23 protein-coding genes are annotated in these 26,979 nt (G+C 62.3%); 14 read left to right on the top strand and 9 right to left on the bottom strand.

The genetic code is table 11. The features are described 5' to 3' along the window. Nucleotides 1–91: 91 nt before the first annotated feature. Entirely contained in the window at nt 92–2,599 is a 2,508-nt protein-coding gene (gene hrpB, locus ACO77H_RS24190; protein ID WP_432754660.1) for an ATP-dependent helicase HrpB, read from the bottom strand. A gap of 235 nt (nt 2,600–2,834) precedes the next feature. Here hrpB and ACO77H_RS24195 point away from each other — a divergent pair, with 235 nt between their 5' ends. Then, complete coding sequence (locus tag ACO77H_RS24195; protein ID WP_169951165.1) at nt 2,835–3,254, top strand: polyribonucleotide nucleotidyltransferase; 420 nt, start codon at nt 2,835–2,837, stop codon at nt 3,252–3,254. A gap of 15 nt (nt 3,255–3,269) precedes the next feature. Next, a complete protein-coding gene (locus tag ACO77H_RS24200) occupies nt 3,270–4,163 on the top strand; it encodes a cation diffusion facilitator family transporter (protein WP_169951167.1) in 894 nt (297 codons plus the stop codon). Here ACO77H_RS24200 and ACO77H_RS24205 read toward each other — a convergent pair. Beyond that, complete coding sequence (locus ACO77H_RS24205) at nt 4,160–5,167, bottom strand: DUF6515 family protein (protein WP_432754661.1); 1,008 nt, start codon at nt 5,165–5,167, stop codon at nt 4,160–4,162. The two genes, ACO77H_RS24200 and ACO77H_RS24205, sit on opposite strands and share 4 nt — an antisense overlap. A gap of 417 nt (nt 5,168–5,584) precedes the next feature. Between ACO77H_RS24205 and ACO77H_RS24210 the strand changes: the two genes are divergently transcribed. Together ACO77H_RS24210 and ACO77H_RS24215 are read left to right on the top strand one after the other, a co-directional pair. Next, nucleotides 5,585–6,064: an Lrp/AsnC family transcriptional regulator gene (locus ACO77H_RS24210; protein ID WP_003176264.1), complete on the top strand. Its 480-nt coding sequence runs from the start codon at nt 5,585–5,587 to the stop codon at nt 6,062–6,064. A 227-nt stretch (nt 6,065–6,291) separates the two neighbouring features. Next, nucleotides 6,292–6,501, top strand: a complete 210-nt coding sequence (locus ACO77H_RS24215; protein ID WP_038448064.1) for a DUF2788 domain-containing protein — start codon at nt 6,292–6,294, stop codon at nt 6,499–6,501. On the opposite strand, the gene ACO77H_RS24220 is transcribed toward ACO77H_RS24215, so the two are convergent. From ACO77H_RS24220 to ACO77H_RS24235, 4 genes are all read right to left on the bottom strand, one after another. After that, nucleotides 6,496–7,131, bottom strand: coding sequence for a pseudouridine synthase (locus tag ACO77H_RS24220; RefSeq protein WP_432754662.1), 636 nt, complete (start codon nt 7,129–7,131; stop codon nt 6,496–6,498). The genes ACO77H_RS24215 and ACO77H_RS24220 overlap by 6 nt on opposite strands. A 70-nt stretch (nt 7,132–7,201) precedes the next feature. Beyond that, nucleotides 7,202–8,665, bottom strand: coding sequence for an AMP nucleosidase (gene amn / locus ACO77H_RS24225; protein WP_170041679.1), 1,464 nt, complete (start codon nt 8,663–8,665; stop codon nt 7,202–7,204). A gap of 208 nt (nt 8,666–8,873) precedes the next feature. After that, entirely contained in the window at nt 8,874–10,523 is a 1,650-nt protein-coding gene (locus ACO77H_RS24230) for an acyl-CoA dehydrogenase family protein (RefSeq protein ID WP_169951171.1), read from the bottom strand. Between the two features lie 88 nt (nt 10,524–10,611). Beyond that, the gene (locus ACO77H_RS24235; RefSeq protein WP_172312294.1) at nt 10,612–12,981 is read right to left on the bottom strand and encodes a hybrid sensor histidine kinase/response regulator; all 2,370 of its coding nucleotides are present in this window, start codon (nt 12,979–12,981) and stop codon (nt 10,612–10,614) included. Nucleotides 12,982–13,268: 287 nt separating this feature from the next. Here ACO77H_RS24235 and ACO77H_RS24240 point away from each other — a divergent pair, with 287 nt between their 5' ends. The 4 genes from ACO77H_RS24240 (at nt 13,269) to ACO77H_RS24255 (ending at nt 16,789) form a co-directional block, all read left to right on the top strand. Then, nucleotides 13,269–14,066, top strand: a complete 798-nt coding sequence (locus tag ACO77H_RS24240; protein ID WP_169951175.1) for a hydroxymethylpyrimidine/phosphomethylpyrimidine kinase — start codon at nt 13,269–13,271, stop codon at nt 14,064–14,066. 18 nt (nt 14,067–14,084) lie between these two features. Then, the gene (gene thiE / locus ACO77H_RS24245) at nt 14,085–14,708 is read left to right on the top strand and encodes a thiamine phosphate synthase (protein ID WP_170041677.1); all 624 of its coding nucleotides are present in this window, start codon (nt 14,085–14,087) and stop codon (nt 14,706–14,708) included. A gap of 17 nt (nt 14,709–14,725) precedes the next feature. Then, the gene (hemL, locus tag ACO77H_RS24250) at nt 14,726–16,009 is read left to right on the top strand and encodes a glutamate-1-semialdehyde 2,1-aminomutase (RefSeq protein WP_169951180.1); all 1,284 of its coding nucleotides are present in this window, start codon (nt 14,726–14,728) and stop codon (nt 16,007–16,009) included. Between the two features lie 225 nt (nt 16,010–16,234). After that, complete coding sequence (locus tag ACO77H_RS24255; protein ID WP_169951182.1) at nt 16,235–16,789, top strand: tetratricopeptide repeat protein; 555 nt, start codon at nt 16,235–16,237, stop codon at nt 16,787–16,789. 118 nt (nt 16,790–16,907) lie between these two features. Here ACO77H_RS24255 and ACO77H_RS24260 read toward each other — a convergent pair whose 3' ends face one another. Next, on the bottom strand, nt 16,908–17,234 hold the full coding sequence (locus ACO77H_RS24260; protein ID WP_003215457.1) for a DUF1820 family protein: 327 nt from the start codon (nt 17,232–17,234) through the stop codon (nt 16,908–16,910). Between the two features lie 132 nt (nt 17,235–17,366). Between ACO77H_RS24260 and miaB the strand changes: the two genes are divergently transcribed. The 5 genes from miaB to lnt all read left to right on the top strand — a co-directional run bounded on the left by miaB (nt 17,367) and on the right by lnt (nt 22,802). Beyond that, nucleotides 17,367–18,695 (top strand): tRNA (N6-isopentenyl adenosine(37)-C2)-methylthiotransferase MiaB, encoded by a 1,329-nt coding sequence (gene miaB / locus ACO77H_RS24265; RefSeq protein ID WP_170041675.1) that lies wholly within the window; start codon nt 17,367–17,369, stop codon nt 18,693–18,695. Nucleotides 18,696–18,932: 237 nt separating this feature from the next. After that, nucleotides 18,933–19,937, top strand: coding sequence for a PhoH family protein (locus tag ACO77H_RS24270; protein ID WP_169951184.1), 1,005 nt, complete (start codon nt 18,933–18,935; stop codon nt 19,935–19,937). Then, on the top strand, nt 19,930–20,388 hold the full coding sequence (ybeY, locus tag ACO77H_RS24275) for an rRNA maturation RNase YbeY (RefSeq protein ID WP_170058465.1): 459 nt from the start codon (nt 19,930–19,932) through the stop codon (nt 20,386–20,388). Before ACO77H_RS24270 ends, ybeY begins: the two co-directional genes overlap by 8 nt. Before the next feature lie 42 nt (nt 20,389–20,430). Beyond that, the gene (locus ACO77H_RS24280; protein WP_169951188.1) at nt 20,431–21,270 is read left to right on the top strand and encodes an HlyC/CorC family transporter; all 840 of its coding nucleotides are present in this window, start codon (nt 20,431–20,433) and stop codon (nt 21,268–21,270) included. 8 nt (nt 21,271–21,278) lie between these two features. After that, nucleotides 21,279–22,802: an apolipoprotein N-acyltransferase gene (gene lnt, locus ACO77H_RS24285; protein WP_169951191.1), complete on the top strand. Its 1,524-nt coding sequence runs from the start codon at nt 21,279–21,281 to the stop codon at nt 22,800–22,802. Between the two features lie 134 nt (nt 22,803–22,936). Here lnt and ACO77H_RS24290 read toward each other — a convergent pair whose 3' ends face one another. Beyond that, entirely contained in the window at nt 22,937–23,698 is a 762-nt protein-coding gene (locus tag ACO77H_RS24290) for a YdcF family protein (RefSeq protein ID WP_172312298.1), read from the bottom strand. An 84-nt stretch (nt 23,699–23,782) separates the two neighbouring features. Beyond that, nucleotides 23,783–24,100, bottom strand: coding sequence for a hypothetical protein (locus ACO77H_RS24295; RefSeq protein ID WP_169951196.1), 318 nt, complete (start codon nt 24,098–24,100; stop codon nt 23,783–23,785). Between the two features lie 262 nt (nt 24,101–24,362). Here ACO77H_RS24295 and leuS point away from each other — a divergent pair, with 262 nt between their 5' ends. Continuing rightward, nucleotides 24,363–26,969 (top strand): leucine--tRNA ligase, encoded by a 2,607-nt coding sequence (gene leuS / locus ACO77H_RS24300; protein ID WP_432754663.1) that lies wholly within the window; start codon nt 24,363–24,365, stop codon nt 26,967–26,969. Nucleotides 26,970–26,979 lie beyond the last annotated feature (10 nt).

Genomic DNA, 26,979 nt, shown 5'->3' on the forward strand with positions numbered 1-26,979 from the left:
CCTGCGATAGCGGTCTGTCAGCCAGAACCTGACCAGCTGACCCACCGCTATCGCAGGCAAGCCAGCTCCTACATTTGGATATTAAGCATGATTATTTGCGTGGCTTGATCCGCGCAGTCGCCTCCGCCACCAGCGGGTCATCCGGCCAGTAATGCTTGGGGTACCGCCCTTTCAGATCCTTCTTCACCTCGGCGTAGGTACTGCGCCAGAAGTTCGCCAGATCCTGGGTCACCTGCACCGGCCGCCGCGCTGGCGACAGCAGGTGCAACTTCACCACCTGCCGCCCACCGGCAATGCGCGGAGTGTCGGCCAGGCCGAACAGCTCCTGCAGGCGCACCGCAAGAATCGGCGGCTGCTCACTGTAGTCCAGGCGTACCGATGAGCCCGACGGCACTTTCAAATGCTGGGGCGCCAATTCGTCCAGGCGCTGGGGCAGCGGCCAGGGCAACAGGTTGTGCAGGAAGCTGGAGATGTCCAGGTTGGCGAAATGGCTCAAGCGCGAGACCTTGCCCAGGTACGGCATCAACCAGCGCTCCAGGCTGGCGAGCAAGGCGCTGTCACTGACGTCGGGCCATTCGCTGGGTTTGCCGGCGTCCAGTTGGCGCAACAACGTGACACGGGCCTGCCACTGGCGCAGTTCCGGGGTCCAGGGCAGCAGTTCCAGGCCTTTGCGTCGCACCAGGTTGACCAGCGCCTGACTGCGGGCGGACTCGTCCAGGCCAGTCAGTGGCTCGCGGCTGAGCACCAATTCACCAACCTTGCGCTGGCGCTCGGCACGCAATACACCTTCGCGTTCGTCCCAATCCAGCTGATCGAAGCTGCGTACTTGCTCGGCCAATACCGAATCGAACAATGCCGGATCGAAGTCGGCGGCCAGGTAGATCCGCTCTTCACGCTGCCCCTGGCGGCTGCCCAGGTCGGCGATGACCAGCCACGGCTGTTTCATCAGGCTGTCGGCTTCGGCAAACAGCGCCGCGCGGCCATTGGCCAGGCGATACTCAGCGCCGCCGGCGCGGCGTTGCTGGGCCACCCGGTCCGGGTAGGCCAACGCCAGCAAGGCACCCAGCCAGCGCGGATGATCGGGATCGGCCACCGGTTGCTCGGCCTTGCCTCTGAGATAACCGCGATATTGCCGCGCCAACTGCCTGGCCCGCTGCACACCACCTTGAGTGCCACGGGCCCGCTCCTCGCCGGACAGCAATGCCAGGCGACTGTGCAAATCCGCGCCCGCGCCGCGCAGGATGTCGCGCTCGCCCAGTAGCGCGGCGACATCACAGGCCATATTCGCCAACCCCAGGTCCTGACCGCGCAACAACAAATGCGCGATACGTGGGTGCGCCGGCAGGCTGGCCATTTTCTGCCCGTGGGTGGTCAAGCTCGCGTCCTTCAACGCGCCCAGACGCTCAAGCAGATCCTGGGCCTGGGCATAGGCGGCGGTGGGCGGCACATCGAGCCACACCAGTTGCGTCGGCGTCACGCCCCAACGCGTCAGTTGCAGGGCCAGGCCGGCCAGGTCCGCCGAGAGGATCTCTGCGCTGCCATAGGCCGCCAGCCCTTCATGCTGGTCCTCGGACCACAGGCGGTAACATACGCCAGGCTCCAATCGCCCGGCCCGGCCGGCGCGCTGAGTGGCACTGGCACGGGAGATGCGCTGGGTGTCGAGGCGGGTCATGCCACTGCCTGGGTCGAAACGCGGGACCCGTGCCAACCCGGCGTCTATCACCACCCGCACGCCATTGATGGTCAGGCTGGTCTCGGCAATGTTGGTGGCCAGCACCACTTTGCGTTTGCCCGCCGGCGCCGGGTCGATGGCTGCCCGCTGGGCTGTCAGGTCGAGTTCGCCGTGCAGCGGGCAGAGCAGCACGTCGCTGCGCTCACCGAGGGCGTCCGCCAACTGCTGATTGACCCGGCGAATCTCCGCCTGCCCTGGCAGGAACACCAGCACGCTGCCGGTTTCGTCGTGCAGGGCTTCAAGGATGGTCTGCACCAGCCGCGGCTCGATAAATTCACCGGGCTGGAATGGCCGGCCCCAGCGCATCTGCACCGGGTACATGCGCCCTTCACTGCGCAGGATCGGCGCGTCGCCCAGCAGACCCGACAGGCGTTCGCCTTCGAGGGTGGCGGACATCAGGAGGATTTTCAGCGGCTGCTCGTCACGAAACAGCTCGCGGCCGTTCAGGCTCAGGGCCAGCGCCAGGTCGGCGTCGAGGCTGCGTTCGTGGAATTCGTCGAAGATCAGCAGACCCACGCCGTCCAGCGCAGGATCATCCTGCAGGCGGCGGGTGAGGATGCCTTCGGTGACCACCTCGATCCGCGTGTTGGGGCCGACCTTGCTGTCCAGGCGGATGCGGTAGCCGACGGTTTCGCCGACCTTCTCCCCCAACTCACTGGCCAGGCGTTCGGCGGCGGCGCGAGCGGCGAGCCGACGCGGTTCAAGCATCAGGATGGTTTGCCCGGCCAGCCAGGTTTCCTGCAACAACGCCAACGGCACCCGTGTGGTTTTACCGGCGCCGGGCGGTGCTTCAAGCACCGCTTCATGGCGCGTCGCCAAGGCTTCACGCAAGGCGGGTAAAACATCATCGATTGGCAACGAATTCATACTGGCTCCAAGGCAGAACGGCGAGTATAACGGCGAACGGCTGGATATCGATGGTCTCTCAGGTGCTCAAATACGGCCACATGTGGGAGTTGGCTTGCCTGCGATAGCGCTGGGCCAGTAGCGGATTTGTTCATTGACCCACCGCTATCGCAGGCAAGCCAGCTCCCACATTTGAGCGATGGCACCAGGCAGATCTGCTTTATAGTCACACCCTACAAGTGTTCAGGAGAGTCCCATGCGTATTGCTTCCCGTGTCATCGGCGGTGTTCTGGCCGTCACCCTGCTGAGCCAACTGACGGCTTGCGGTTCGATTTTCTATCCTGATCGCCGTGGCCAGATCGACGGCAAGATCGACCCGGCAATTGCCGTGCTCGATGCGGTCGGCTTGCTGTTTTATGTGATCCCCGGCCTGATCGCCTTTGGCGTGGACTTCGCCACCGGCGCGATTTACTTCGAGCCCGGCAAAACCGCACAAGTGGCCCCCGAAAAACTGCAAGAAGCCATCGGCGCCGACGGCAAGGTGGATAACACCAAGCTGCAAACCATCATCGAGCACGAAACCGGCCGCAGCCTGCCGCTAGACGACCCGCGCCTGATCCAGTTCAAGGGCAGCGTGCAACAACTTGCCGCCCTGGGCCTGCAACCTGCGGCATAAGGATTTGAGCGCCCCATGAGCACCAGCACCGAACACGCCAGGCTCTTGCGCCTGGCTACCCGCGCCTCGGTCGGCGTGGCCTGTGTCTTGATTGTCGGCAAAGCCATCGCCTGGTGGCTCAGTGGTTCAGTGAGCATGCTCGCCGGGTTGACCGACTCGCTGCTCGATGGCGTGACCTCGCTGGTCAACCTGCTGGCGGTGCACTACGCGCTGCGCCCGGCGGATGACGATCACCGTTATGGGCATGGCAAGGCGGAATCCCTGGCGGGCATGGCCCAGGCGCTGTTTATCGCCGGCAGTGCGGTGTTGATCGCCTTCCAGGCGTACCAGCGTTTGCAGCACCCGGAACCGGTGGGTGCGCCCTGGCTGAGTATTGCGGTGATTGTGCTGTCGCTGGCGCTGACCGTGGCGCTGCTGATCCTGCAACACCGGGTCATCCGCGAAACCGGCTCGAACGCGGTGCGCGCCGACTCGCTGCACTACCGTTCGGATCTGCTGCTCAATGGCAGCATTTTATTGGCGCTGGTGCTGGCCGCCTTCGGCTTGCATCAAGTCGATGCCTGGTTTGGCCTGGGGATCGCCGTCTACATCATCTGGAGCGCGATCCAGATCGCCCGGGAAAGCTTTGCGGTGCTGATGGATGAAGAGCTACCGGCCGAAGTCAGCCAGCACATGCTCGAACTGGCCCAGGGCGTGCCTGGCGTGCTGGGCGCCCACGATTTGCGCACGCGGATCTCCGGCAACCACTGGTTTGTGCAGTTGCACCTGGAGTTACCGGGAGAGTTGAGCCTGTCGGTGGCCCACGGCATCAGCGACCAGGCCGCCGATGCCATCCACCAGGCCTATCCACGGGCCGAAGTGCTGGTGCACGCCGACCCGCAGGAAGTGGTCACGGGGAACAAGGCCTAGTAGGTCACCTGATACCCGCGGCTGCTCAGGCAGTTGCCCTGGGCCTGGCGGTAGGTTTGCACCACCGCCGGCGCAGGCGCGTAGGTGACTGCCTGCGGATCGAAGCCACTCTGCTGCACCGCCCAGCGATAGCAATCGTAACCGTCCTGCTGCACCTGGGCGGGCGATTGGCCGTTGGCGGGATAGGCCACCACGTCATAGCCGTTGCCTTGGGGCGCCGGCTGCGGCGGCAGGCTGGCGACCGGCGGTTGCACCACCACGTACTGCTGGGTGCTGCTCTCGTAGCTGTAATAGGCGCCAGCGGCGAGGAAAAACAGCGCGCTGCCGACCCACACTTCCCGCGCATAGTCCGGCAGGTAATGCACACGAATCCCATAGGGCGGCGTAACCACTACATAGCGCGGGCCTTGGGGGCGATACCAATAGCCACCCGAGAAGAAATAGTCCTGGCCGCGATAGGGCACGCGGTAATTGCGGTCAGGGAAGCGATCCACCGTGTAGCCGGGCCGATACTGCGGGCCCGGGCCCCAGCCGTTGCCGTGCCCGTCGGGGCGGCCTGGCCAGCGGTTGTCATTGGGGTGGCCGTCGTAGCCAGGACGCGAGCCGGGGCCGCCAGCTTGCCAATGCGGGTTGCCATCATTGCGCCGGGGAATGTCACGGTAGTTGCCCTGGCGCGGCTCCTGGGTCTGGCCGACAGAATCGGGCCGGGCCTGGATCGGCAGATTGCTTCCCGCCTGGGGTGCCGGGTGCGGGGCTTGATTGCCTTGCGGACGAGCCTGCCACTGGCCATTCTGGCCACCGCGCTCGCCCTGCTGGTTTTGCGGGCGGGGCTGGTTGTGTTCCGGGCGCGGCTGGTTGTTCCCCGGCCCTCGCTCATGCTGCCCACCACCACCCTGCGGGCCTTGGCCCTGGCGGGGTGCATTGTCTCGTTCGTCGGCCATCACCTGAAAACCCATGGTGACCATCAACACACCTACACCTGCCAAACGCCAGATGGGCTTCATGCTATTCCTCACTGCGGATTAGGGCCTATGCATGAGACTGGAAAAGCCGGGCCCGGTTCTGCAACAGGTTAACAGTCACCCGCACAATTTTCGCCGGCAAAAGAAAAGGGGCGACCCGTCGGTCGCCCCTTGAGAACTTCGTCCTGGCTCAACGCTTATGACGTTGGCTCACCTCACGCCGTCTTGTGGACAGTGTGCAGCCCGGGGGCCGGCGCAACCCGGTGGGGTTGGCGGGCCGCAGCCGGCCTGATTGGGCGGGCTGCAGTGGACTCTATGTCCGGGCAGTGATTCTGTTGGTAATCATAGGCGTGAGGCGCTGGTAGATGATTGCGAAGATTGCGTCAATAAACAGTGCTTGCGCAATTTTTAACCCTGGATAGATAATTCGCAGCAATAGTTACGACAAAGGCCAGCCCCATGAGCAAACTTGACCGATACGACCTGAGTATTTTGGCGGAATTACAGCGCGACGCGAGGATCTCCAACCAGGAGCTGGCCGAGCGGATTGGCCTGTCGCCGTCACCCTGCTCGCGCCGGGTCAAGCAATTGGAGGACGACGGCTACATCTCACGCCAGGTCGCCCTGCTCGACCGCAAGATGCTCGGCCTGAGCCTGACGGCCTACGTATTGATCGGCATGGACCGACACACACCCGAGCGTTTCGAGAACTTTGAAGCGGCGATCCGCACCTTGCCGCAGGTGCTGGAGTGCAGCCTGGTCACCGGGATGGATGCCGACTATCAGCTGAAGGTGGTGGTGCCGGACATGGATCACTATCAAAAACTGCTGCTGGGCCACCTGACCCGGATCGAAGGCGTGACCAGCGTGCGCTCCAGCTTTGTGCTGAACCAGGTGCTCAACAGCACCGAGTTGCCGTTGACTCACCTGCGCACCTGAAACTCACCACTAACCCCCTGTAGGAGCTGGCTTGCCTGCGATAGCGAAATTTCAGTCGCTGATATGCCAGCTGACAGTCCGCTACCGCAGGCAAGCCAGCTCCCACATTTTGAGCGCGCCCAGGCAGTGACACCTGGGTGCGACGCACCGACGCAGGTCAACGTTGCACCTGCCGCCTTGCCTTATACTTCGCGCCTGCCTTTGTCGGAAACTGCCCAATGAATTCGATTGACCCCGTGCTGTTTGAAGAGTGGATGATGACCGGCCTGGTCACCCTCCTGATCATTTTCATGGGCTTTATCGTCTGGGACCTGGCGAAGAAGTCCAAGGCCGGGCGCTTTGGCTCGCTGATTCTGTTCTTCGTGCTGGGCCTGGGCGTGGCCGCGTTTATCATCAAGAGCGTGGTCATCGGCCTGATCGAGTCCGGGGCTTTATAAGCGCGCCGGCACTTCGCGGTACTGGCCTTGGCCCAGGCCTTCAATCGACCAGTCGCCGATTTTCACCCGCACCAGGCGCAACGTCGGCAAACCCACGGCGGCGGTCATGCGCCGCACCTGACGGTTGCGCCCCTCGCGGATCACCAGTTCCAACCAATAGGTCGGCAGGTTTTTACGAAAGCGTACCGGCGGGTTGCGTGGCCATAGCGCCGGCTCGTCCAGTCGACGGGCTTCAGCCGGCAAGGTCATGCCGTCATTCAACTCCACCCCCGCGCGCAAGCGTTGCAGATGCTCCTCGGTGGGCTCGCCCTCTACTTGCACCCAATAAGTTTTCGCCAGTTTGTGCTTGGGATCGGCAATCCGCGCCTGCAACTGGCCATCATTGGTCAGCAGCAACAGGCCTTCGCTGTCCCGATCCAGGCGCCCGGCCGGATAGATGCCCGGGATATCGATGAAGTCCTTGAGGGTCGCGCGCCCGCCTTCGTCACTGAACTGGGTCAGCACGTCGAAAGGTTTGTTGAACAGGATCAACTTCGGCTCGGCCGGCGGCGCCTTGGCGACACGGCGAGCAGCGACATGGGGAGGTTTCACGCCAGGGCGGCGCGAATCAGGGCGGGCAGGACGGGACATGGCAACGGAATATCTAACGGTCAGGGCCGACCATGCTAGTGGCCTGACCGTTAAATAACCACCCCGCTACTTAGCGGAACGGCGGCTCGTCAAAGCTGCGCAGCTTGCGCGAATGCAACGAGTTAAGCTCGGTGCGCAACAAGTCCACCGCCTCGATGCCGATCTTCAGGTGCTGGCTCACGGCCCGCTCATAGAACGCGTTGGCCGAACCAGGCAACTTGATTTCACTGTGCAACGGCTTGTCCGACACACACAGCAACGTGCCGTAAGGCACCCGCAAACGGTAGCCTTGCGCGGCGATGGTGCCGCTTTCCATATCCACGGCCACCGCGCGGGACAGGTTGATCAGCGGCCGTTCCTGGGCCCAGCGCAGTTCCCAGTTGCGGTCGTCGTAGGTCAATACGGTGCCGGTGCGCAGGCGTTTTTTCAGCTCTTCGCCCCTCTCGCCAGTGACGTTGGCCGCCGCTTGTTGCAACGCCATCTGCACTTCGGCCAGGGCCGGGATCGGGATGTTCGGCGGCACCACGCGGTCGAGAATGCCATCACGCCGCATATAAGCGTGGGCCAGCACATAGTCGCCGATGGTCTGGGATTGGCGCAGGCCGCCACAGTGGCCAATCATCAACCAGCAATGGGGACGCAGCACCGCCAGGTGGTCGGTGATGTTCTTGGCATTGGACGGACCGACACCGATGTTGACCAGGGTCACGCCGTGGCCATCGCTGGCCTGCAAGTGGTAGGCCGGCATCTGATAACGGTGCCAGACCACGCCTGCGGCAATGGCAGACGCTTCGCCATGGTCCATGCCTTTTTCGATGATCACGTTGCCCGGCAGCACCATGCGGATAAAGCGTGGGTCGCTGCGCAACTGCTCCAGGCCATGGACGATGAACTGGTCGACATAGCGGTGGTAGTTGGTCAGCAGAATCCACGGCTGCACATGGCGCCAATCGCTGCCGGTGTAGTGCACCAGGCGGCGCAGGGAGAAATCCACGCGGGCCGCATCGAACAGCGCCAGGGGCAGTGGGTCGGTGTTTTCCCAGTCATACAGGCCATCGGCGATGCCATCGGTGGCGGCGGACAGGTCAGTGCTGGGGAATACCCGCGCCAGGGTCGCGGCGGTCACGCCGGAGCCAGCCAGTTCGTCACCCTGCTCCACCACGTATGGATAAGGGATGTTCTGCTGGCTGACGCCCACTTCCACCGTCACGGTGAAGTCGTGCATCAGCGGCACCAGTTGTTCCAGCAGGTATTTACGGAACGCCGCCGGATGGGTGACGGTGACGCTGTAGGTACCCGGCAACTGCACCTTGGCGTAAGCGCGAGTGGTCTGTGGGACTTCGCCGTGGCAGTGGTAGGTCAGGCGCAGTTCCGGGTAACGAAACAGCGCACGTTGTGCGGCGTCGGGCTCGACGCGATCCTTGAGGTATTGCTTGAGAGCCTGGTTGAGCGCGCCGGTAGCACGCTCATGCAGAGCCGCCAGCCGGTCCACGGCCTCTTCGGCGGTTTGAACGACAACAAAAGCTTCGGTCACGGTAGGCTTCCTGTTTTCTTACATGCAGGAGGTCATCTTGCCTGCATCGCCGCCAGACGCAAACTCTGAATTGGCACGCCCACTCAAGATCAATGCAATCTCTGTGGGAGCTGGCTTGCCTGCGATGGCGGCGGGTCAGCCAATACATAGGTAGCTGACCCAGCGCTATCGCAGGCAAGCCAGCTCCCACATTTTTTACCGGGTTTATTCAGAGAGACGGGGTTGAGCGGGCGACGATGGCCTGCACATCCACACCCCGTGGCAAGGTGCCATATACCCGCCCCGACGACTCACCCAGGCGGCTGGCTATAAATCCATCGCTGACACTGGCATTGCCCGCCTCCAGCAACAGCTTGGCCTGCAACGCCACGGCAATGTCCTCGGTCAGCTGTCGCGCCCGGTACTGGATGTCCTGGGTGTCCATAAACGCCGATTTCAACTGCTCGATATGCCGAGCCAGGCGTTTATCACCATGCCCGTCGCCCAACTCGACAAACAATGTTTCCAGCACGCCCGGCTCTTTCGACAAGGCCCGCAGCACGTCCAGGCATTGCACGTTGCCAGAACCTTCCCACGTCGAATTGACCGGCGCCTCACGGTACAGGCGCGGCAGGATGCTGTCCTCGACATACCCGGCGCCGCCCATGCATTCGGCGGCTTCGTTGATCATCGCCGGGGCACGTTTGCAGATCCAATACTTGCCCACCGCCGTCACCAGCCGCGCGAACTTGGCCTCCTGCTCATCATCCAGATGATCCAGCGCCCGCCCCATGCGCAGGCTCAAGGCCAGGGCCGCCTCGCTTTCCAGGGCCAGGTCGGCCAGCACGTTTTGCATCAACGGTTGCTCACTGAGCACCCGGCCACCGACCAACCGATGAGCGCAATGATGGCTGGCCTGGGTCAGCGCCTGGCGCATCAAGGAGCTGGAACCAACCATGCAATCGAACCGGGTCATGGCCACCATCTCGATAATGGTCGGCACCCCACGGCCTTCTTCGCCGACCATCCACGCCAGGGCCCCGCGGAATTCGACTTCGCTGGAGGCGTTGGAGCAATTGCCGAGCTTGTTTTTCAGGCGCTGGATATAGAACTGGTTGCGCGTGTCATCCGGACGCTGTCTTGGCAGTAGGAAGCAGGTCAGGCCCTTGTCAGTCTGGGCCAGGGTGAGAAAGGCATCGCACATCGGTGCCGAGCAGAACCACTTGTGGCCTACCAGCTCATAGGGCTGGCCAGGGCCGCCGGCGCCCACGGGATAAGCGCGGGTGGTGTTGGCGCGCACATCGGTGCCGCCCTGCTTCTCGGTCATGGCCATGCCGATGGTTGCGCCGGCCTTGTGGGCGATGCCGACATTGCGCGGGTCATATTCGGTGTTGAGGATTTTTGGCAGCCAGCTATCAGCCAGGTCTGGCTGTAGGCGCAGGGCCGGCACGCAGGCGAAGGTCATGGTCAGCGGGCAACCGGTGCCGGCTTCGGCCTGGCTGTGCAGGTAGGTCATGGCCGCACGGGCAACATGCGCGCCAGGCTGCGGATGGGCCCAGGGCAACGACGGCAGGCCATGTTCAACGGCGGTGCGCATCAGCTCGTGATAGGCCGGATGAAACTCCACCAGGTCAATGCGGTGACCATAGCGATCATGGCTGCTGAACACTGGCTTGTTCTGATTCGCCAGGAACCCCGCCTCCATCAGCGGCCCGCCTGCCAAGGCGCCGTAGGTATCGATACGCGCTTCGGCCCAGCCCGCCCCGAAGCGCCGCGACCACTCTTGCAAGGGCAGGTCGAGGCGATACAGATTGGCGCCGTCCAGGGACGGCGGCTGGTTGGTAACGTCGTGGGTTTCGGCGAACTGGTGCAGATTCATGACGGGCCTCCTGATAAAAGGCCACGTTCATTGGGGCCTTGAATTCAGTTAAGCATCGTCACCACCCTTAAAAAAGTGGCATATGCGCCTAACTGCCGGCGCTTTCACCCTCTAGCGGGCACAGCAGGCGCCGCTGCAAGACCGCCTGCAACAGCTCGAAACGCACCGGCTTGAGTAACTGCTCGGTCAAGCCGATGCCATGACAATGCTGGCGCGCGCTGCCTTGCAGGGAGTCGCTCAAGGCGATCACCGGCAGCTCAGCGCAGCCTGGCAAGGCGCGGACCTGGCAGCACAGGGAAAAGCCGTCCTCGGGCACATCCAGCAGCACCGCATCAAACGCCCCTTCCTGCAGCATCGCCAGGGCTACGGGGCCGCTGTCGGCCACTTTTACCCGGTAGCCCAACTTGAGCAACATGCCGCGCAAGACCAATTGCGAGACGCTGTTGTCGTCCACCAGCAGTACCGTGCAGTCCTGTGGCGCGCGGTGCAGTTCCACGGCCCGGGACGGCTCCGGAGGCACCGCGATCACCGCCACCTCCAGCTGGAAACGGCTGCCCTTGCGCGGTTCGGAATGATGGGTCAGGCGCCCACCGAGCAATTCGATCAACTGCCGGCAGATTGCCAGGCCAATACCCAGGCCACCGTATTCGCGGGTGGTCGAGCCATCCACCTGGAAGAAACGCTGATACAGGGTCGCCTCATCCAACTGCGCAAAGCCAATCCCGGAGTCAGTGACGATAAAGGTCAGATGCAGATGGCCATCAGCCCGGGGCACCCCCACCACACGTACGCGCACGGCACCTTCGTGGGTGAACTTGAACGCGTTATCCAGCAGGCATTCCAGGCACTGCATCAGTTTGCCAGCATCGCCCTCCAGGCGATCCGGCAACTCGCCCGCCACATCAATGGAAAACTCCAGGCCCTTGCCCTGGGCATTACCCAGGAACTGCTGGCGCAAGGTATCGAGCACCCCGCGCAGGCTGAACACCTGCGGCTGCGCGCTAAGGCGGCCGGCCTGCAGTTCGGTGAGGGTGAGGATGCCGTTGACCATGCGCATCATGTCCCGCGCCGAGCCGGCGGCGGTTTGCTGGTACTGCGCGAGGTCGCCGGCCAGGGGCTCGGTCTGCATCAGTTCCAGTGAACCAATCACCCCGTTCATCGGCGTGCGCAGTTCATGGGTCAGGGTCGCGAGGAATTCGTCTTTCAACTGGTTGCTGTGGGCCAGTTGCTGGTTGAGCACTTCCAGTTTCTGGCTGGCATCAAACAGGATTTGCGCCTGCTGTTCGCGCATCGCGTTGATCCGGTCGGCCAGGGCCAGGGACAACAGGGCGACTTCGATGGCCGAGCCGATCTGGCTGGAGTACATGGTGAGAAACACATTGGGCAGGTAGCCCAACACCATCATCGTGTTGACCACCCCGCCGATCAGGAACGCCGACCAGGCGATGATGAAATACCGCGCCACGCGCTGGCCACAGCACCAGGCCCTGATCCCGGCGACAAAGATGGTCACGGTGAAAATCAGCGCCAGCGCGGTCGCCAGGCGCAGGGCCAGGGCATAGCTGGTCATCAGCGACAACACCATCACCACCGCCCCCGTGCCCACCAGCACCAGCAGCAGCCGGTCCACCCAGCGACTATAGAGGGCGGTGTGCAGGAAGCTGCGGGCAAACAGGCTGCCAAACAATGCCGACGCGCCGATCAGGAACGGTGTCGCCGCATTCGCCCACCAGGGGTTGTCCGGCCAGAAATACTCCACCGCCGCGCCATTCACCGAAAGCTGGTACATGCCGAACGAGGCGATATAGAGGATGTAATAGAGGTAGCTGGTATCGCGCACGCTGAGGTAGATGAACAGGTTGTATACCAGCATCCCCAGCAGCACACCGTAGATCAGGCCCAGCACATACAGGCGCAGCGGCTGGTCTTCCAGGTAGGCAGTGCTCGACCATAGGGTCAACGGGGCCTGGATCGAGCCTTCGCTTTGCAGGCGCAGATAGAGGGTCTTCTCCTCGCCCGCCTTGAAATCGACATTGAACAGGTAGTTGTTCTGGCGGATTTCCCGGCTGGCAAACGGCAATGCATCCCCGGTGCGCCCGGCCAGGCGGTAGCCACCGGCGCCATCGGGCACGTACAACTCAAGATGATCCAGGGGCGGATAGGCCAGTTCCAGCAGCCAGGTGCGCTGGGCGTGGGGATCCTTGGGCAAGTAATGCAGGTCGACCTTGAGCCAGAACGCCGAGCGTGAATAGCCGGCATTGAGCGTGTCTTTATCATGGCGGGTGTAGCGGTTGGCCAGTGCCGCGGAACGGGCATCGGCGATAGTGACGCTGCCACTGGGATCTTCGAGGACTTGCATGATCCGGCCGAGGGGAAGGCTGCGGGTGGTTTCATTGAACTCGACGGCGCCGGCCAGCATCGGCAGCCCGCACAAGAGAAACATCAGCAAATAGCGCATAGAGCCCCAGCGTGGCCTGTCCGGTTATGTCAAAAGCCCCCCATTCCTTTTGAGATGACGTACACCGGCGATACATTTAAGTTGTTTGGATCCACTCTAGCATAGCCGGTAAAGGCCAAAAGACACCATTGAAATAATTTTTTGAAAGGCTCTAGGACGGGGCTTTCAGCGTTCAATCGCCCACAAATAAATGATGGCTTATAGCCATTTTTGCGCGTGCTCCGGCGTAAAATACAAGCACTGCCCGACAGCCACGCAAAAAGCGTTTGGTGGTAAGCTCGCGCACCATGAATATCTACAGCTCCCGCCCCGTTGTCCTCTGTCTCTCCGGCCATGATCCCAGTGGTGGCGCCGGCTTGCAGGCAGATATCGAAGCCCTGCTCGCCCAAGGCTGTCATGCGGCCCCGGCCGTGACCGCGCTGACCGTGCAGAACACCGTCAATGTCAGTGATTTTCGCGTGCTCGATCGCGAGTGGGTATTGGCCCAGGCCAATGCCGTGCTCGGCGACTCGCAAGTGGCGGCGGTCAAGCTGGGCATGCTCGGCTCCACCGTGATGGTCGATACGGTGGTCGAACTGCTCCAGCAGCAGCCGCACCTGCCGGTGGTTTGCGACCCGGTGCTGCGCGCCGGGGGCGGCGGCAGCCTGGGCAAGGATGAGGTCGGTTATGCGATGCGCGAGCGGCTGTTGCCGTTGTCGCTGATCGCCACGCCCAACCTGCCTGAAGCACGCATCCTCGCCGAACTGCCCGAAGGCACGGCAGACGAATGCGCCGAAAAGCTGCTGCCGTTTATCAAGCACCTGTTGATCACCGGCGGTCATGGCGACGAGCATGAGGTGCACAATCGCCTGTACAGCCGCGACGGCACGCGCCGCACCTTCACCTGCCAGCGCCTGCCAGGTAGCTATCATGGCTCCGGCTGCACCCTGGCCAGCGCCCTGGCCGGCCGCCTGGCCCAGGGCGAAGGCCTGGCCAGCGCCGTGGAGTCGGCACTCAACTACACCTGGCGCACCCTGCGGGACGCCGAACAATTGGGCCAGGGGCAATTTGTGCCGCGGCGCCTGCCACTGGATTTCTGTTCGTAACACCAAGGGGCCTGCTCGATGAAATTACGTGGCCTGTATGCCATTACCGACAGCCAACTATTGGCCGGTAAGTTCCTGTCCTACGTCGAGGCCGCGCTGGAAGGCGGCGTGACCTTGCTGCAATACCGCGACAAGAGCAGCGACGAGGCCCGTCGCCTGCGCGAAGCCGAGGCCCTGCGTGAACTGTGCGCGCGCTACAAGACCCAGTTGATCATCAATGACGATGCCGAACTGGCCGCGCGCCTTGGCGTCGGCGTCCACCTGGGCCAGACCGACGGCCCGCTGACCCCGGCCCGGGCGCTGCTCGGGCGCAATGCCATCATCGGTTCCACCTGCCACAGCCAGATCGAACTGGCCGAACAAGCCGCGCGCGAAGGCGCCAGCTATGTTGCCTTTGGCCGTTTCTTCAACTCCACGACCAAGCCCGGCGCGCCCGCAGCCACCGTTGAAATGCTCGCCCAGGCCCGCGCCCGCTTGCAGCTGCCGATCTGCGTGATCGGCGGCATCACCCTGGAAAACGCCGCGCCCCTGGTGGAGCACGGCGCCGATCTGCTGGCGGTGGTCCACGGCCTGTTCGGTGCCGACAGCACCCAGGAAGTGACGCGCCGCGCCCGCGCCTTCAACGAACTCCTCAAATCCTGAATTCAGAGAGCCTGCCCATGTCTCGTTCCGAAACGTTGTTTGCCAATGCCCAGAAACACATCCCCGGTGGTGTGAACTCCCCCGTGCGTGCGTTCAAGAGCGTCGGCGGCACGCCCCTGTTCTTCAAGCACGCCGAAGGCGCCTACGTCACCGACGAAGATGACAAGCGCTACGTGGACTACGTCGGTTCATGGGGCCCGATGATCCTCGGCCACAGCCATCCCGACGTGCTGGACGCGGTGCGCAAGCAGTTGGAGCATGGTTTGTCGTATGGCGCACCCACCGCCATGGAAACCGAGATGGCGGACCTGGTGTGTTCGATCGTGCCGTCGATGGAGATGGTGCGCATGGTCAGCTCCGGTACTGAAGCGACCATGAGCGCGATTCGCCTGGCCCGTGGGTTCACCGGCCGCGACAGCATCATCAAGTTCGAAGGCTGCTACCACGGCCACTCCGACAGCCTGCTGGTCAAGGCCGGTTCCGGCCTGCTGACCCAGGGTGTTCCGAGTTCGGCGGGCGTGCCAGCAGCGTTTGCCAAGCACACCCTGACCCTGCCGTTCAATGACATCGGCGCCGTCGAGCAGATGCTCAGCGAAGTCGGCCAGGAGGTGGCGTGCATCATCGTCGAGCCGGTGGCCGGCAACATGAACTGCGTGCCACCGGCCCCGGGATTCCTCGAAGGTCTGCGTGAGCAGTGCGACAAGCACGGCGTGGTGTTGATCTTCGACGAAGTGATGACCGGTTTTCGCGTCGCCCTCGGCGGCGCCCAGGCTCACTACGGTGTAACGCCGGACCTCAGCACCTTCGGCAAAATCATCGGCGGCGGCATGCCGGTAGGCTGCTTCGGCGGCAAGCGCGAGATCATGCAGCACATCGCGCCACTGGGCCCGGTCTACCAGGCTGGCACCCTGTCCGGTAACCCGCTGGCCATGGCCGCCGGCCTGACCACCCTGCGCCTGATCAGCCGCCCGGGCTTCCATGCCGAACTGAGCGACTACACCACCCGCCTGTTGGACGGCCTGCAACAACGCGCCGATGCGGCGGGCATCCCGTTCGTCACCACCCAGGCCGGCGGCATGTTCGGCCTGTATTTCAGCGGCGCCGACGATATCGTCACCTTTGACGATGTGATGGGCAGCGATGCCAACCTGTTCAAGCGCTTCTTCCACCTGATGCTCGAAGGCGGTGTGTACCTGGCACCGAGTGCCTTCGAGGCCGGTTTCACCTCCATCGCCCATGGCGAAGCCGAGCTGAAACTGACCCTGGATGCTGCCGAGCGTGCCTTCGCCGCTTTGAAGTAAGACAGCCACAACCTGACGCCGCCCCTGGTGGCGTCAGATTTGCTACCTTGCTTACAGAAATTTCCTCGTTTTTTCGAGAAATCACCTGCAATCCGGCAGATAACTTGCCCACGCAGCAGAAAAACGAGTAAAGACTTTGTAAGCAGAGGCCTGCTTATTTCATAATGCGCGCTTATTGGATCCCCACGTGGCTCCACGCGCCCCGTCAGAGGTAAGTCGATTCCCATGAAACGCACCGGCCGCACCCTGGTTCTGGGCTGCCTGTTGCTCCTTCAACCGCTGCTTGCACATGCACAAGCGGGCGGCAACTCGTTGTTGATCCCAGCGATGGGTCGTTGCACCCTCAATACTCAGCCCGACAGCCAGGCCGAGGCGCTGAACGCCTGCCAGGCCCTGGCCGATAGCGGGGATGCGCAGGCGCAATACGAGTTGGGTGAATTCTTCTACGACGACAAAAACCCTGCCCGCGACCTGAACAAAGCCCTGAGCTTCTTCGAGAAAGCCTCGTTGCAGGGCCATGCCCAGGCGCAGTTCAAGCTGGGCAGCATGTTCTTCCACGGCGAAGGCGTGCCGGCCAATAACGTGCAGGCGTATATCGTGCTGAAGATGGCGGCGGTCAACGGCGCCGAAGATGCCCTCGACACCGCTGACGAAGTGGCCGAGCACATGCAGCGTGATGAGCTGGAAGTGGCGACCCAGGTACTGGGGCAGATTTTCCGCAATTACTTGCAGGAATTGCAGAGTGCGGATGGGCGTTCACCCTTTTCGCCGCTGCCTTGAGGTTGTCTAAACCCTTCTGACGTCATCGCAGGCAAGCCAGCTCCCACATTTGAATGCGTTCACAAATCAAAATGTGCGAGCTGGCTTGCCTGCGATAGGCGCAACGCGGTCTAAAAGCCTACTTCTCAGGCATCGGCATCGGAAACGGCATGACATTGCTCATGCCCCGCGCTTCGCTGATCTTCGGCGTACCCAAGCGTTCGACTTCATCGATACGCACAATCGAATGCATCGGCACAAAACTGCGCACCACGCCTTCGAACTGGGCCTTGAGCTTTTCCTCGCCCGGATCGACGACCAGTTGCGTGCGCTCGCCAAAGACGAACTCTTCCACTTCCAGGAAGCCCCACAGATCACTTTGATAGATCTGCTTGGCGTACATTTCGAACACCTGGCCCTGGTTAAGGAAAATCACCTTGTAAATTGGAGCTTCACGTTTGGTCATGGGGGGCGGGCAGCACATCGGCGGATATAAATGAGGGCGCGAACTATAGCATGGCACCTGATGCACAGTGCTAGGAACCAATGGGCATGCCCCCTATAATGCGCGGTTCTTTACCACCAGTTGACGATTCCCATGGCCAAGAAGCTTTACATCGAAACCCACGGTTGCCAGATGAACGAGTACGACAGCTCGCGCATGGTCGATCTGCTGGGTGAACATCAGGCCCTGGAAGTCACGGCTCGCGCCGAAGATGCCGACGTGATCCTGCTCAATACCTGCTCGATCCGCGAACGGGCCCAGGACCGGGTCTACTCGCAGCTGGGCCGCTGGCGCGAACTGAAACTGGCCAACCCGGACATGGTAATCGCCGTCGGCGGTTGCGTGGCCAGCCAGGAAGGCGCCGCCATTCGTGACCGCGCGCCCTACGTCGACGTGGTCTTCGGCCCGCAGACCCTGCACCGCCTGCCGGAAATGATCGACGCTGCGCGTATCACCAAGCTGCCGCAGGTGGACGTCTCGTTCCCGGAAATCGAAAAATTCGACCATTTGCCCGAGCCACGCATCGACGGCCCCAGCGCCTATGTGTCGGTCATGGAAGGTTGCAGCAAGTACTGCACCTTCTGCGTGGTGCCTTATACCCGTGGCGAAGAAGTCAGCCGGCCGTTCGACGATGTGCTTGCAGAAATCATCCACCTGGCCGAAAACGGCGTGCGTGAAGTGACCCTGCTGGGGCAGAACGTCAACGGCTACCGCGGCCAGACCCACGATGGGCGCCTGGCGGACCTGGCCGAGCTGATTCGCGTGGTTGCGGCGGTAGATGGCATCGAGCGGATTCGCTACACCACCTCGCACCCGCTGGAGTTCTCCGACAGCCTGATCCAGGCCCACGCCGAAGTGCCGGAGCTGGTCAAGCACCTGCACTTGCCGGTGCAATCGGGTTCGGACCGTATCCTTTCGGCGATGAAGCGCAACCACACGGCGCTGGAGTACAAGTCCAAGTTGCGCAAACTGCGCGCCGCCGTGCCGGGCATCTGCATCAGCTCGGACTTTATCGTTGGGTTCCCCGGCGAGACCGAGAAAGACTTCCAGCAGACCATGAAGCTGATTGAAGACGTCGGTTTCGACTTCTCCTACTCCTTCGTCTACAGCCAGCGCCCCGGCACTCCGGCTGCCGACCTGGTCGACGAAACCCCGGAGGAGCTGAAAAAGGAGCGCCTGAACGCGCTGCAACATCGCCTCAACCAGCAAGGCTTCGAGATCAGCCGACAGATGGTCGGTTCGACCCAGCGTATCCTGGTCACCGATTACTCGAAGAAAGACCCGGGCGAGTTGCAGGGGCGCACCGAGAACAACCGGATCGTCAACTTCCGCTGTGATAACCCGACGCTGATCGGCCAGTTCGCCGACGTGCACATCGACGCGGCGCAACCGCACTCGCTGCGCGGCTCGTTGATCAACTGACGGAGCAGATCCGAAGGCAAATGCAGATCAAATGTGGGAGCTGGCTTGCCTGCGATAGCGATGTAACAGGCAGTATCTCTTTCGAACGGGGCGGCCCTATCGCAGGCAAGCCAGCTCCCACAGTGGATCTTCGTTGTTCCTGAGAGCCAAGCCCGTCCATTTAAGTGCTTTCGCACACCGGCAGCTGGCGTTATCCTCTATTTCACCTAAACAGCCAAAGGGCGGCTAAAAGCAACCTTGAACGCACCCATAGCAGAACCCCATCGTTTCCTCCTCGAGCCGTTTGAGGCTCGTCGTTTCGCCAATCTGTGCGGACAGTTCGACGAGCACCTGCGCCTGATCGAACAACGCCTGAGCATCGAGATCCGCAACCGCGGCAACCAGTTCGAGCTTATTGGTGAACCCCAGCACACCACGTCTGCAGAAAACCTGCTGCGCCGCCTCTACCGCGAGACCAAGGGTAGCGAGCTGTCGCCGGAAACGGTGCACCTGTACCTGCAGGAATCGGCCGTGGAAGACCTGGCCAACAACCCGGTGGCCGAAGCCAGCGTGGCGCTGCGTACCAAAAAAGGCATGATTCGCCCACGGGGCTTGAATCAGCAGAAGTACGTCAAGGAAATCCTCGGCAACGACATCAACTTCGGCATCGGCCCGGCCGGTACCGGCAAGACCTACCTGGCCGTGGCCTGTGCGGTAGACGCGCTGGAGCGCGAACAGGTGCGACGCATCCTGTTGGTGCGCCCGGCGGTGGAAGCGGGCGAGAAACTGGGCTTTCTGCCCGGCGACCTGGCCCAGAAGATCGACCCGTACCTGCGCCCGCTGTACGACGCACTGTATGAAATGCTCGGCTTCGAATACGTGGCCAAGCTGATCGAGCGCCAAGTGATCGAGATCGCCCCGCTGGCCTATATGCGCGGCCGCACGTTGAACAACAGCTTCATCATCCTCGACGAAAGCCAGAACACCACGGTCGAGCAGATGAAGATGTTCCTGACGCGCATCGGCTTCGGCTCCACGGCCGTGATCACCGGCGATATCACCCAGGTCGACCTGCCCAAGGGCACCAAGTCGGGCCTGGGCCAAGTAATCGAGGTGCTCAAGGACGTGCCGGGGATCAGCTTTACCCACTTCATGCCCAAGGACGTGGTGCGTCACCCGTTGGTACAGCGCATTGTCGAGGCCTACGAGCGTTTCGAACACCGCGACGACGGCCTGTCGAAGGACAACCGCCGCGATGCTTGAGCTTGACCTGCAACTGGCCACCGAAGCGCCAGCCCCCAGCGAAGCGCAGTTCCGCCAATGGTGCACACTGGCCCTGCGCCAGCGCAGCGCTGACTCGGAACTGACCATCCGTCTGGTGGACGAACCTGAAGGCCGCGAGCTGAATCACACCTGGCGCCAGAAAGACTACGCGACCAATGTGCTGTCGTTCCCCGCCGATGTACCGGACGAACTGCTGGATATCCCGCTGCTGGGTGACCTGGTGATCTGCGTCGCCGTGGTGGAGCGCGAGGCGCAAGAACAAGGCAAGGCACTAGAGGCCCACTGGGCCCATTTGGTCATGCACGGCTGCTTGCATCTGTTGGGCTACGACCATATAGATGATGAAGAAGCCGAAGAAATGGAAGCACTGGAACGAACGTTGCTTGCAGAGTTGGGTCATCCTGACCCCTATGCAGACGACGAACACTAATCGACACTCAACTGAAACAATCAAGGATTTAGAGTAATCGCTATGAGCGAAGACCGATCGAGCAACGGGCAAAAGTCATGGCTGGGTAAACTGACCCAGGCTTTTGCCCACGAGCCGAAAAACCGCCAGGAGCTGCTGGAGCTGCTGCGCGAGGCCCATCAGAACAAGTTGCTGGACAGCGAAGCGCTGGCCATCGTCGAAGGCGCCATCCAGGTGGCTGACCTGCAAGTTAGGGACATCATGGTCCCGCGTTCGCAGATGATCAGCATCAAGGCGACCCAGACCCCACGGGAATTCCTCCCGGCCGTGATCGACTCGGCGCACTCGCGCTACCCGGTGATCGGCGAAAGCCATGACGACGTCATGGGTGTCCTGCTGGCCAAGGACCTGCTGCCGCTGATCCTCAAGGAGAACGGCGACAGCTTCAACATCAAGGACCTGCTGCGTCCTGCGACCTTCGTGCCTGAATCCAAGCGCCTGAATGTGCTGCTGCGCGAGTTTCGCGCCAACCACAATCACATGGCCATCGTCATTGACGAATACGGCGGCGTCGCCGGCCTGGTGACCATCGAAGACGTGCTGGAACAGATCGTCGGCGATATCGAAGACGAACACGACGTCGAAGAAGACAGCTACATCAAGCCGCTGCCCAGCGGTGATTTCCTGGTCAAGGCTCTGACGCCGATCGAGAACTTCAACGAGTTCTTCGACAGCGGATTCTCCGACGATGAATTCGACACCGTCGGCGGCCTGGTGATGAGTGCGTTTGGCCATCTGCCCAAGCGTAACGAAACCACCGAGATCGGCGCCTATCGCTTCCGCATCCTCAATGCCGATAGCCGTCGCATCCACCTGATCCGCCTGACACCTATTGCCCGCTAAGGACTGATATGCGCCGTCTCACCGCACCCGGCTGGCCCGGTAACCTGCTGGCCGTGGTGGCCGGTGCTATCACCACCCTGGCGCTGGCGCCGTTCGATATCTGGCCGCTGGCACTGGTGGCGGTCGGGGTGTTCTATGCCGGAATGCGCCAACTGACACCACGCCAGGCCTTCGGGCGTGGCTGGTGCTTCGGTTTTGGCCTGTTTGGCGCGGGCACCAGCTGGATTTATTACAGCATCCACCACTTTGGTGGCGCTTCGGTGTTGCTGGCCGGGCTGTTGATGCTCGCCTTTACCGCCGCGATCGCGCTGTTCTTTGCCCTGCCTGCCTGGCTCTGGGCCCGCTGGCTGCGCCGTAACGAAGCGCCGCTGGCCGATGCCCTGGCGTTTGCCGCGCTGTGGGTGGGCCAGGAAGCATTTCGCGGCTGGTTCCTCACCGGCTTTCCCTGGCTGTACTCCGGTTATAGCCAGCTCGACGGCCCGCTGGCCGGGCTCGCGCCGCTGGGCGGGGTGTGGCTGATTTCGTTTGCGCTGGCCTTGAGCGCGGCGCTGATCGTCAACCTGCCGCGTTTGCTGGCGGCCAGGCGCAACGCGTTCATCGCCACGGGCCTGGTGTTGCTGGTTGCGCCCTGGGCGATTGGCCTGGCGCTCAAGCACCACGCCTGGACCAGCCCTGCCGGTGAACCGCTGACCGTCGCGGCGATCCAGGGCAATGTCGAGCAGAGCATGAAGTGGGATCCGGCGCAGCTCAATGAGCAACTGGCGCTGTACCGCGACATGAGTTTTGCCTCCAAGCGCGTGGACCTGCTGATCTGGCCGGAAACCGCCGTGCCGGTGCTCAAGGAGTCCGTCGAGGGCTACCTGGCAATGATGGGCAAGTTCGCCGCCGACCGGGATGCCGCGATGATCACCGGCGTGCCGATCCGCCAGGAAGTACGCCACGAAAAGCGCTATTTCAATGGCATCACCGTGGTTGGCCAGGGTGATGGCACCTATTTGAAGCAGAAACTGGTGCCCTTTGGCGAGTACGTGCCGCTGCAGGATGTGCTGCGCGGCCTGATTGCGTTCTTCGACCTGCCGATGTCGGACTTTGCCCGCGGGCCTGAGGACCAGGCCATGCTGCAAGCCAAGGGTTATCAGATCGCGCCGTATATCTGCTACGAAGTGGTCTATCCGGAGTTTGCCGCCGGCCTCGCCGCCCGCAGCGACTTGTTGCTGACCATCAGCAATGACACCTGGTTCGGCACCTCCATCGGCCCCTTGCAACACCTGCAAATGGCCCAGATGCGCGCCCTGGAAGCCGGCCGCTGGATGATTCGCGCGACCAACAACGGCGTGACCGGCCTGATCAACCCATTCGGGCAGATCACCGAGCAGATCCCGCAGTTCGAACGCGGCATTCTCTACGGCGAGGTCGTACCGATGCACAACCTGACGCCGTACCTGCAATGGCGTTCGTGGCCGCTGATCATCCTGTGCCTGGGGCTGTTTGGCTGGGCGCTGCTGGCCGGGCGCATGGCCAAGACCGTCTGACAGACATACAAGACCCAATGTGGGAGCGGGCTTGCCCGCGATGGCGGTATATCAGTCAGCATTTTTAGTGACCGACCCACCTCCATCGCGGGCAAGCCCGCTCCCACACAAGCCCCACATTTTGATTTGCGCCATCAACGATAGAACAGCCGGTAACCTACCTGCCCCACCGCCTCATTGATCAACTGCCCGCTCTGCCAGATCGACTTGAACTCCGGCATCCAGCCGCCCAGCGGCCGGGCATTGTCCACTCCCAGGAAGCCGACCGGCGCCGGCACCACGGTAAAGCCGGCCTTCTCGAAGCTCCACACTGAACGCGGCATATGCCAGGCCTGGGTCACGACTACCACGCGCTTGACGCCCTGGGGCAACAGGATCTCGGCGCTCATCTGCGCATTTTCCCAGGTGGTGCGGCTGCGCTCTTCCTTCCAGCGTACGGCCACACCAAAGTCTTGCTGCATCGACACCGCCATCAACTCTGCCTCGCTGGGCGGCGTGCCATAGTGCAGGCCGCCGGTGGTCAGCACCGGCAAGCCCGAGGCCTTGGCCAATCGCGCCGCGTAGCGCTGACGCTCCAGGCCCACACCAGTCGGCTGATCAGCGCCCCAGGCCGGGTCACCGCGCTCGCGGCCCGAGCCCAGCACCACAATGGCATCGGCCCGTTGTGCCAGGCTGGCCCAGTCGTCCAGGGCCAATGGCGACTCGGTTTCCAGGGCACGCGCGCCCCACTCCACCATCACCGGCAGGCTGATCAGCCACATCCCGCCAAACCCCAGGGCAAAGCACACGCCAGCCAAGCGTGGGCGGGTGCGGCGAAACCACCAGGCAAGGGCCAGCAGCAGCAAGAGAATGCCGGGCGGCAGCAATAATTGTTTGATGAAATAACGAATAGGCATCGAGCATCTCCAAAGATGCCCGAAGCCTAAGGTGTAACGGGGTTTAGCGACAATCTTTACCAGCGGCGGATAACGCTGAGCAGGTTACTTGAATCGTACAGACCGCAGCTTTTCCGGGCCGCGGCCGGCCGACAAGTCCTTGAGCCATACCACCTTGGACGATCGCACCGCCTCCCTGGCTGGCACAGGAGCCACCCACTGCGGGATTGGGCGCGCGTTCAAGTCCAGGTAGGCCTTGATCACTTCAAACTCTGCAGGGCTCAAGCCTCGCAGTTCCAGCTCATCGGGCCGTTCGTCACGCAATCGGCCCGCGGTTCTTGCTGCGTCCAGTGCTCGACCCAAGCGGTCGATCAGTCCTTCATACACTTCCGGTTTCGTTCTCATTCGCTGCGAATCAACCATCCCCTCACCTCATTAAAGATAAGTCTCACTCCCCAATAAACAGCGTAGCTGCGCTGACGCAACCAACCGCACGCCGCGACCAACGGCCTGCGCTGCGCAATCAGGGTTTCCCTCGATAGAGTGGGGTCATGTATGCTACGGCGCTTCCTGTAACTCCACTTCCCGCAGGGTTTGGGCACGGACGCGCCGCTTTTTGGTGTCGATCAACCCGGACAATGCACCGAAGAGGATTAGGCCACCCCTATTCAGTTCAAAAGTAGCCATGCACGAACAATATCAGCCCCGTGAAATAGAAAATGCCGCCCAAACTTTCTGGGATGAGCAAAAGTCCTTTGAAGTCAGTGAACAGCCAGGCAAGGAGACTTACTACTGCCTATCGATGTTCCCTTACCCCAGCGGCAAACTACACATGGGGCACGTGCGTAACTACACCATCGGCGACGTGATTTCCCGCTACCAGCGCATGCTCGGCAAAAACGTCCTGCAACCTATGGGTTGGGACGCCTTCGGCATGCCTGCGGAAAACGCCGCGATGAAAAACAACGTAGCGCCCGCCAAGTGGACCTACGAAAACATCGCCTACATGAAGACCCAGCTGCGCAGCCTGGGCCTGGCCGTGGACTGGTCGCGCGAAGTGACCACCTGCAAGCCGGACTACTACCGCTGGGAACAATGGCTGTTCACTCGCCTGTTCGAAAAAGGCGTGATCTACAAAAAAAGCGGCACCGTGAACTGGGATCCGGTCGACCAGACCGTCTTGGCCAACGAGCAGGTGATCGACGGTCGCGGCTGGCGTTCCGGCGCGCTGATCGAGAAGCGCGAAATCCCGATGTACTACTTCAAGATCACCGCCTATGCCGATGAGCTCTTGTCGAGCCTCGACGACCTGCCGGGCTGGCCTGAACAGGTCAAGACCATGCAGCGCAACTGGATCGGCAAGTCCAAGGGCATGGAAGTGCAGTTCCCGTACAACGTCGACTCCATAGGCGTTGCTGGCGCACTGAAAGTCTTCACCACCCGTCCCGACACTCTGATGGGCGCGACCTACGTCGCCGTGGCCGCCGAACACCCGCTGGCCACCCTGGCCGCAAAAAACAACCCTGAGCTGCAGGCCTTTATCGCCGAATGCAAAGGCGGCAGCGTGGCCGAAGCCGACGTCGCCACCCAGGAGAAAAAGGGCCTGCCGACCTCGCTGTTTGTCGAGCACCCGCTGACCGGCGAAAAACTGCCGGTATGGGTCGCCAACTATGTGCTCATGCACTACGGCGATGGCGCAGTAATGGCAGTGCCCGCTCACGACGAGCGCGATTTCGAATTCGCCACCAAGTACAACCTGCCGATCAAGTCCGTAGTGCGCACCAGCTCCGGTGAAACCAACCCGGCCCCGTGGCAGGACGCTTATAACGAACACGGCACCCTGATCAACTCCGGCGAGTTCGACGGCCTGGACTTCGCAGGCGCCTTCGACGCCATGGAAGTCGCCCTGATCAAGAAAAACCTCGGTGCCTCGCGCACCCAGTTCCGCCTGCGCGACTGGGGTATCAGCCGCCAGCGCTACTGGGGCTGCCCGATCCCGATCATCCACTGCGAACGCTGTGGCGACGTACCGGTACCGGAAGACCAATTGCCGGTGGTGCTGCCCGAAGACGTGGTGCCGGACGGCGCCGGTTCGCCATTGGCGCGCATGCCCGAGTTCTACGAGTGCAGTTGCCCGAAATGCGGCCAGCCTGCCAAGCGTGAAACCGACACCATGGACACCTTCGTCGAGTCCTCGTGGTACTACGCCCGCTACGCCTCGCCGCACTATGAAGGCGGCCTGGTGGAAAAATCCGCGGCCGACCACTGGTTGCCGGTGGACCAGTATATTGGTGGCATCGAACACGCGATCCTGCACCTGCTGTACGCACGCTTCTTCCACAAGCTGATGCGTGACGAAGGCCTGGTCAGCTCCGACGAGCCGTTCAAGAACCTGCTGACCCAGGGCATGGTGATCGCCGAGACTTACTATCGCCGCGAAGCCAATGGCGCCTACACCTGGTTCAACCCGGCGGACGTGGAGCTTGAGCGTGACAGCAAGGCCAAGGTGATCAGTGCCAAGTTGAAATCCGACGGCCTGCCGGTGGAAATCGGCGGCACCGAGAAGATGGCCAAGTCGAAGAACAACGGCGTCGACCCACAGTCGATGATCGACCAGTTCGGCGCCGACACCTGCCGCCTGTTCATGATGTTCGCCTCGCCGCCTGACATGAGCGCCGAATGGTCGGACTCCGGTGTCGAAGGTTCGCACCGTTTCCTCAAGCGCGTCTGGCGCCTGGCGCATGCCCATATCAGCCACGGCTTGCCGGGCAAGCTGGACGTGGCGTCGTTGAGCGACGAGCAGAAGCTCATTCGCCGCAGCACCCACCTGGCCATCAAGCAAGCCAGCCAGGACGTGGGCCAGCACCACAAGTTCAACACCGCCATCGCCCAGGTCATGACGCTGATGAACGTGCTGGAAAAAGCGCCACAGGCTACCGAACAAGACCGCGCACTGGTGCAGGAAGGCCTGGAAGCAGTCGTCCTGCTGCTGGCGCCGATCACCCCGCACATCAGCCACGACCTGTGGAGCCAGTTGGGCCACAGCGGCGCGGTGATCGATGCTGCATGGCCGGTCGCGGATGACAGCGCCCTGGTCCAGGACACGCTTCAACTGGTGATTCAGGTCAACGGCAAGCTGCGCGGCCAGATCGACATGCCTGCCAGCGCCAGCCGCGAAGAAGTCGAAGCCGCCGCGCGTAGCAACGAGAACGTGCTGCGCTTCACCGAAGGCCTGACGATCCGCAAAGTGATCGTGGTGCCCGGCAAACTGGTCAATATCGTCGCTAGCTAATCGGATCGGG

It is taken from the genome of Pseudomonas sp. WMBT8, assembly GCF_050916005.1.
In the GTDB taxonomy this organism is placed as follows: Bacteria; Pseudomonadota; Gammaproteobacteria; order Pseudomonadales; family Pseudomonadaceae; genus Aquipseudomonas.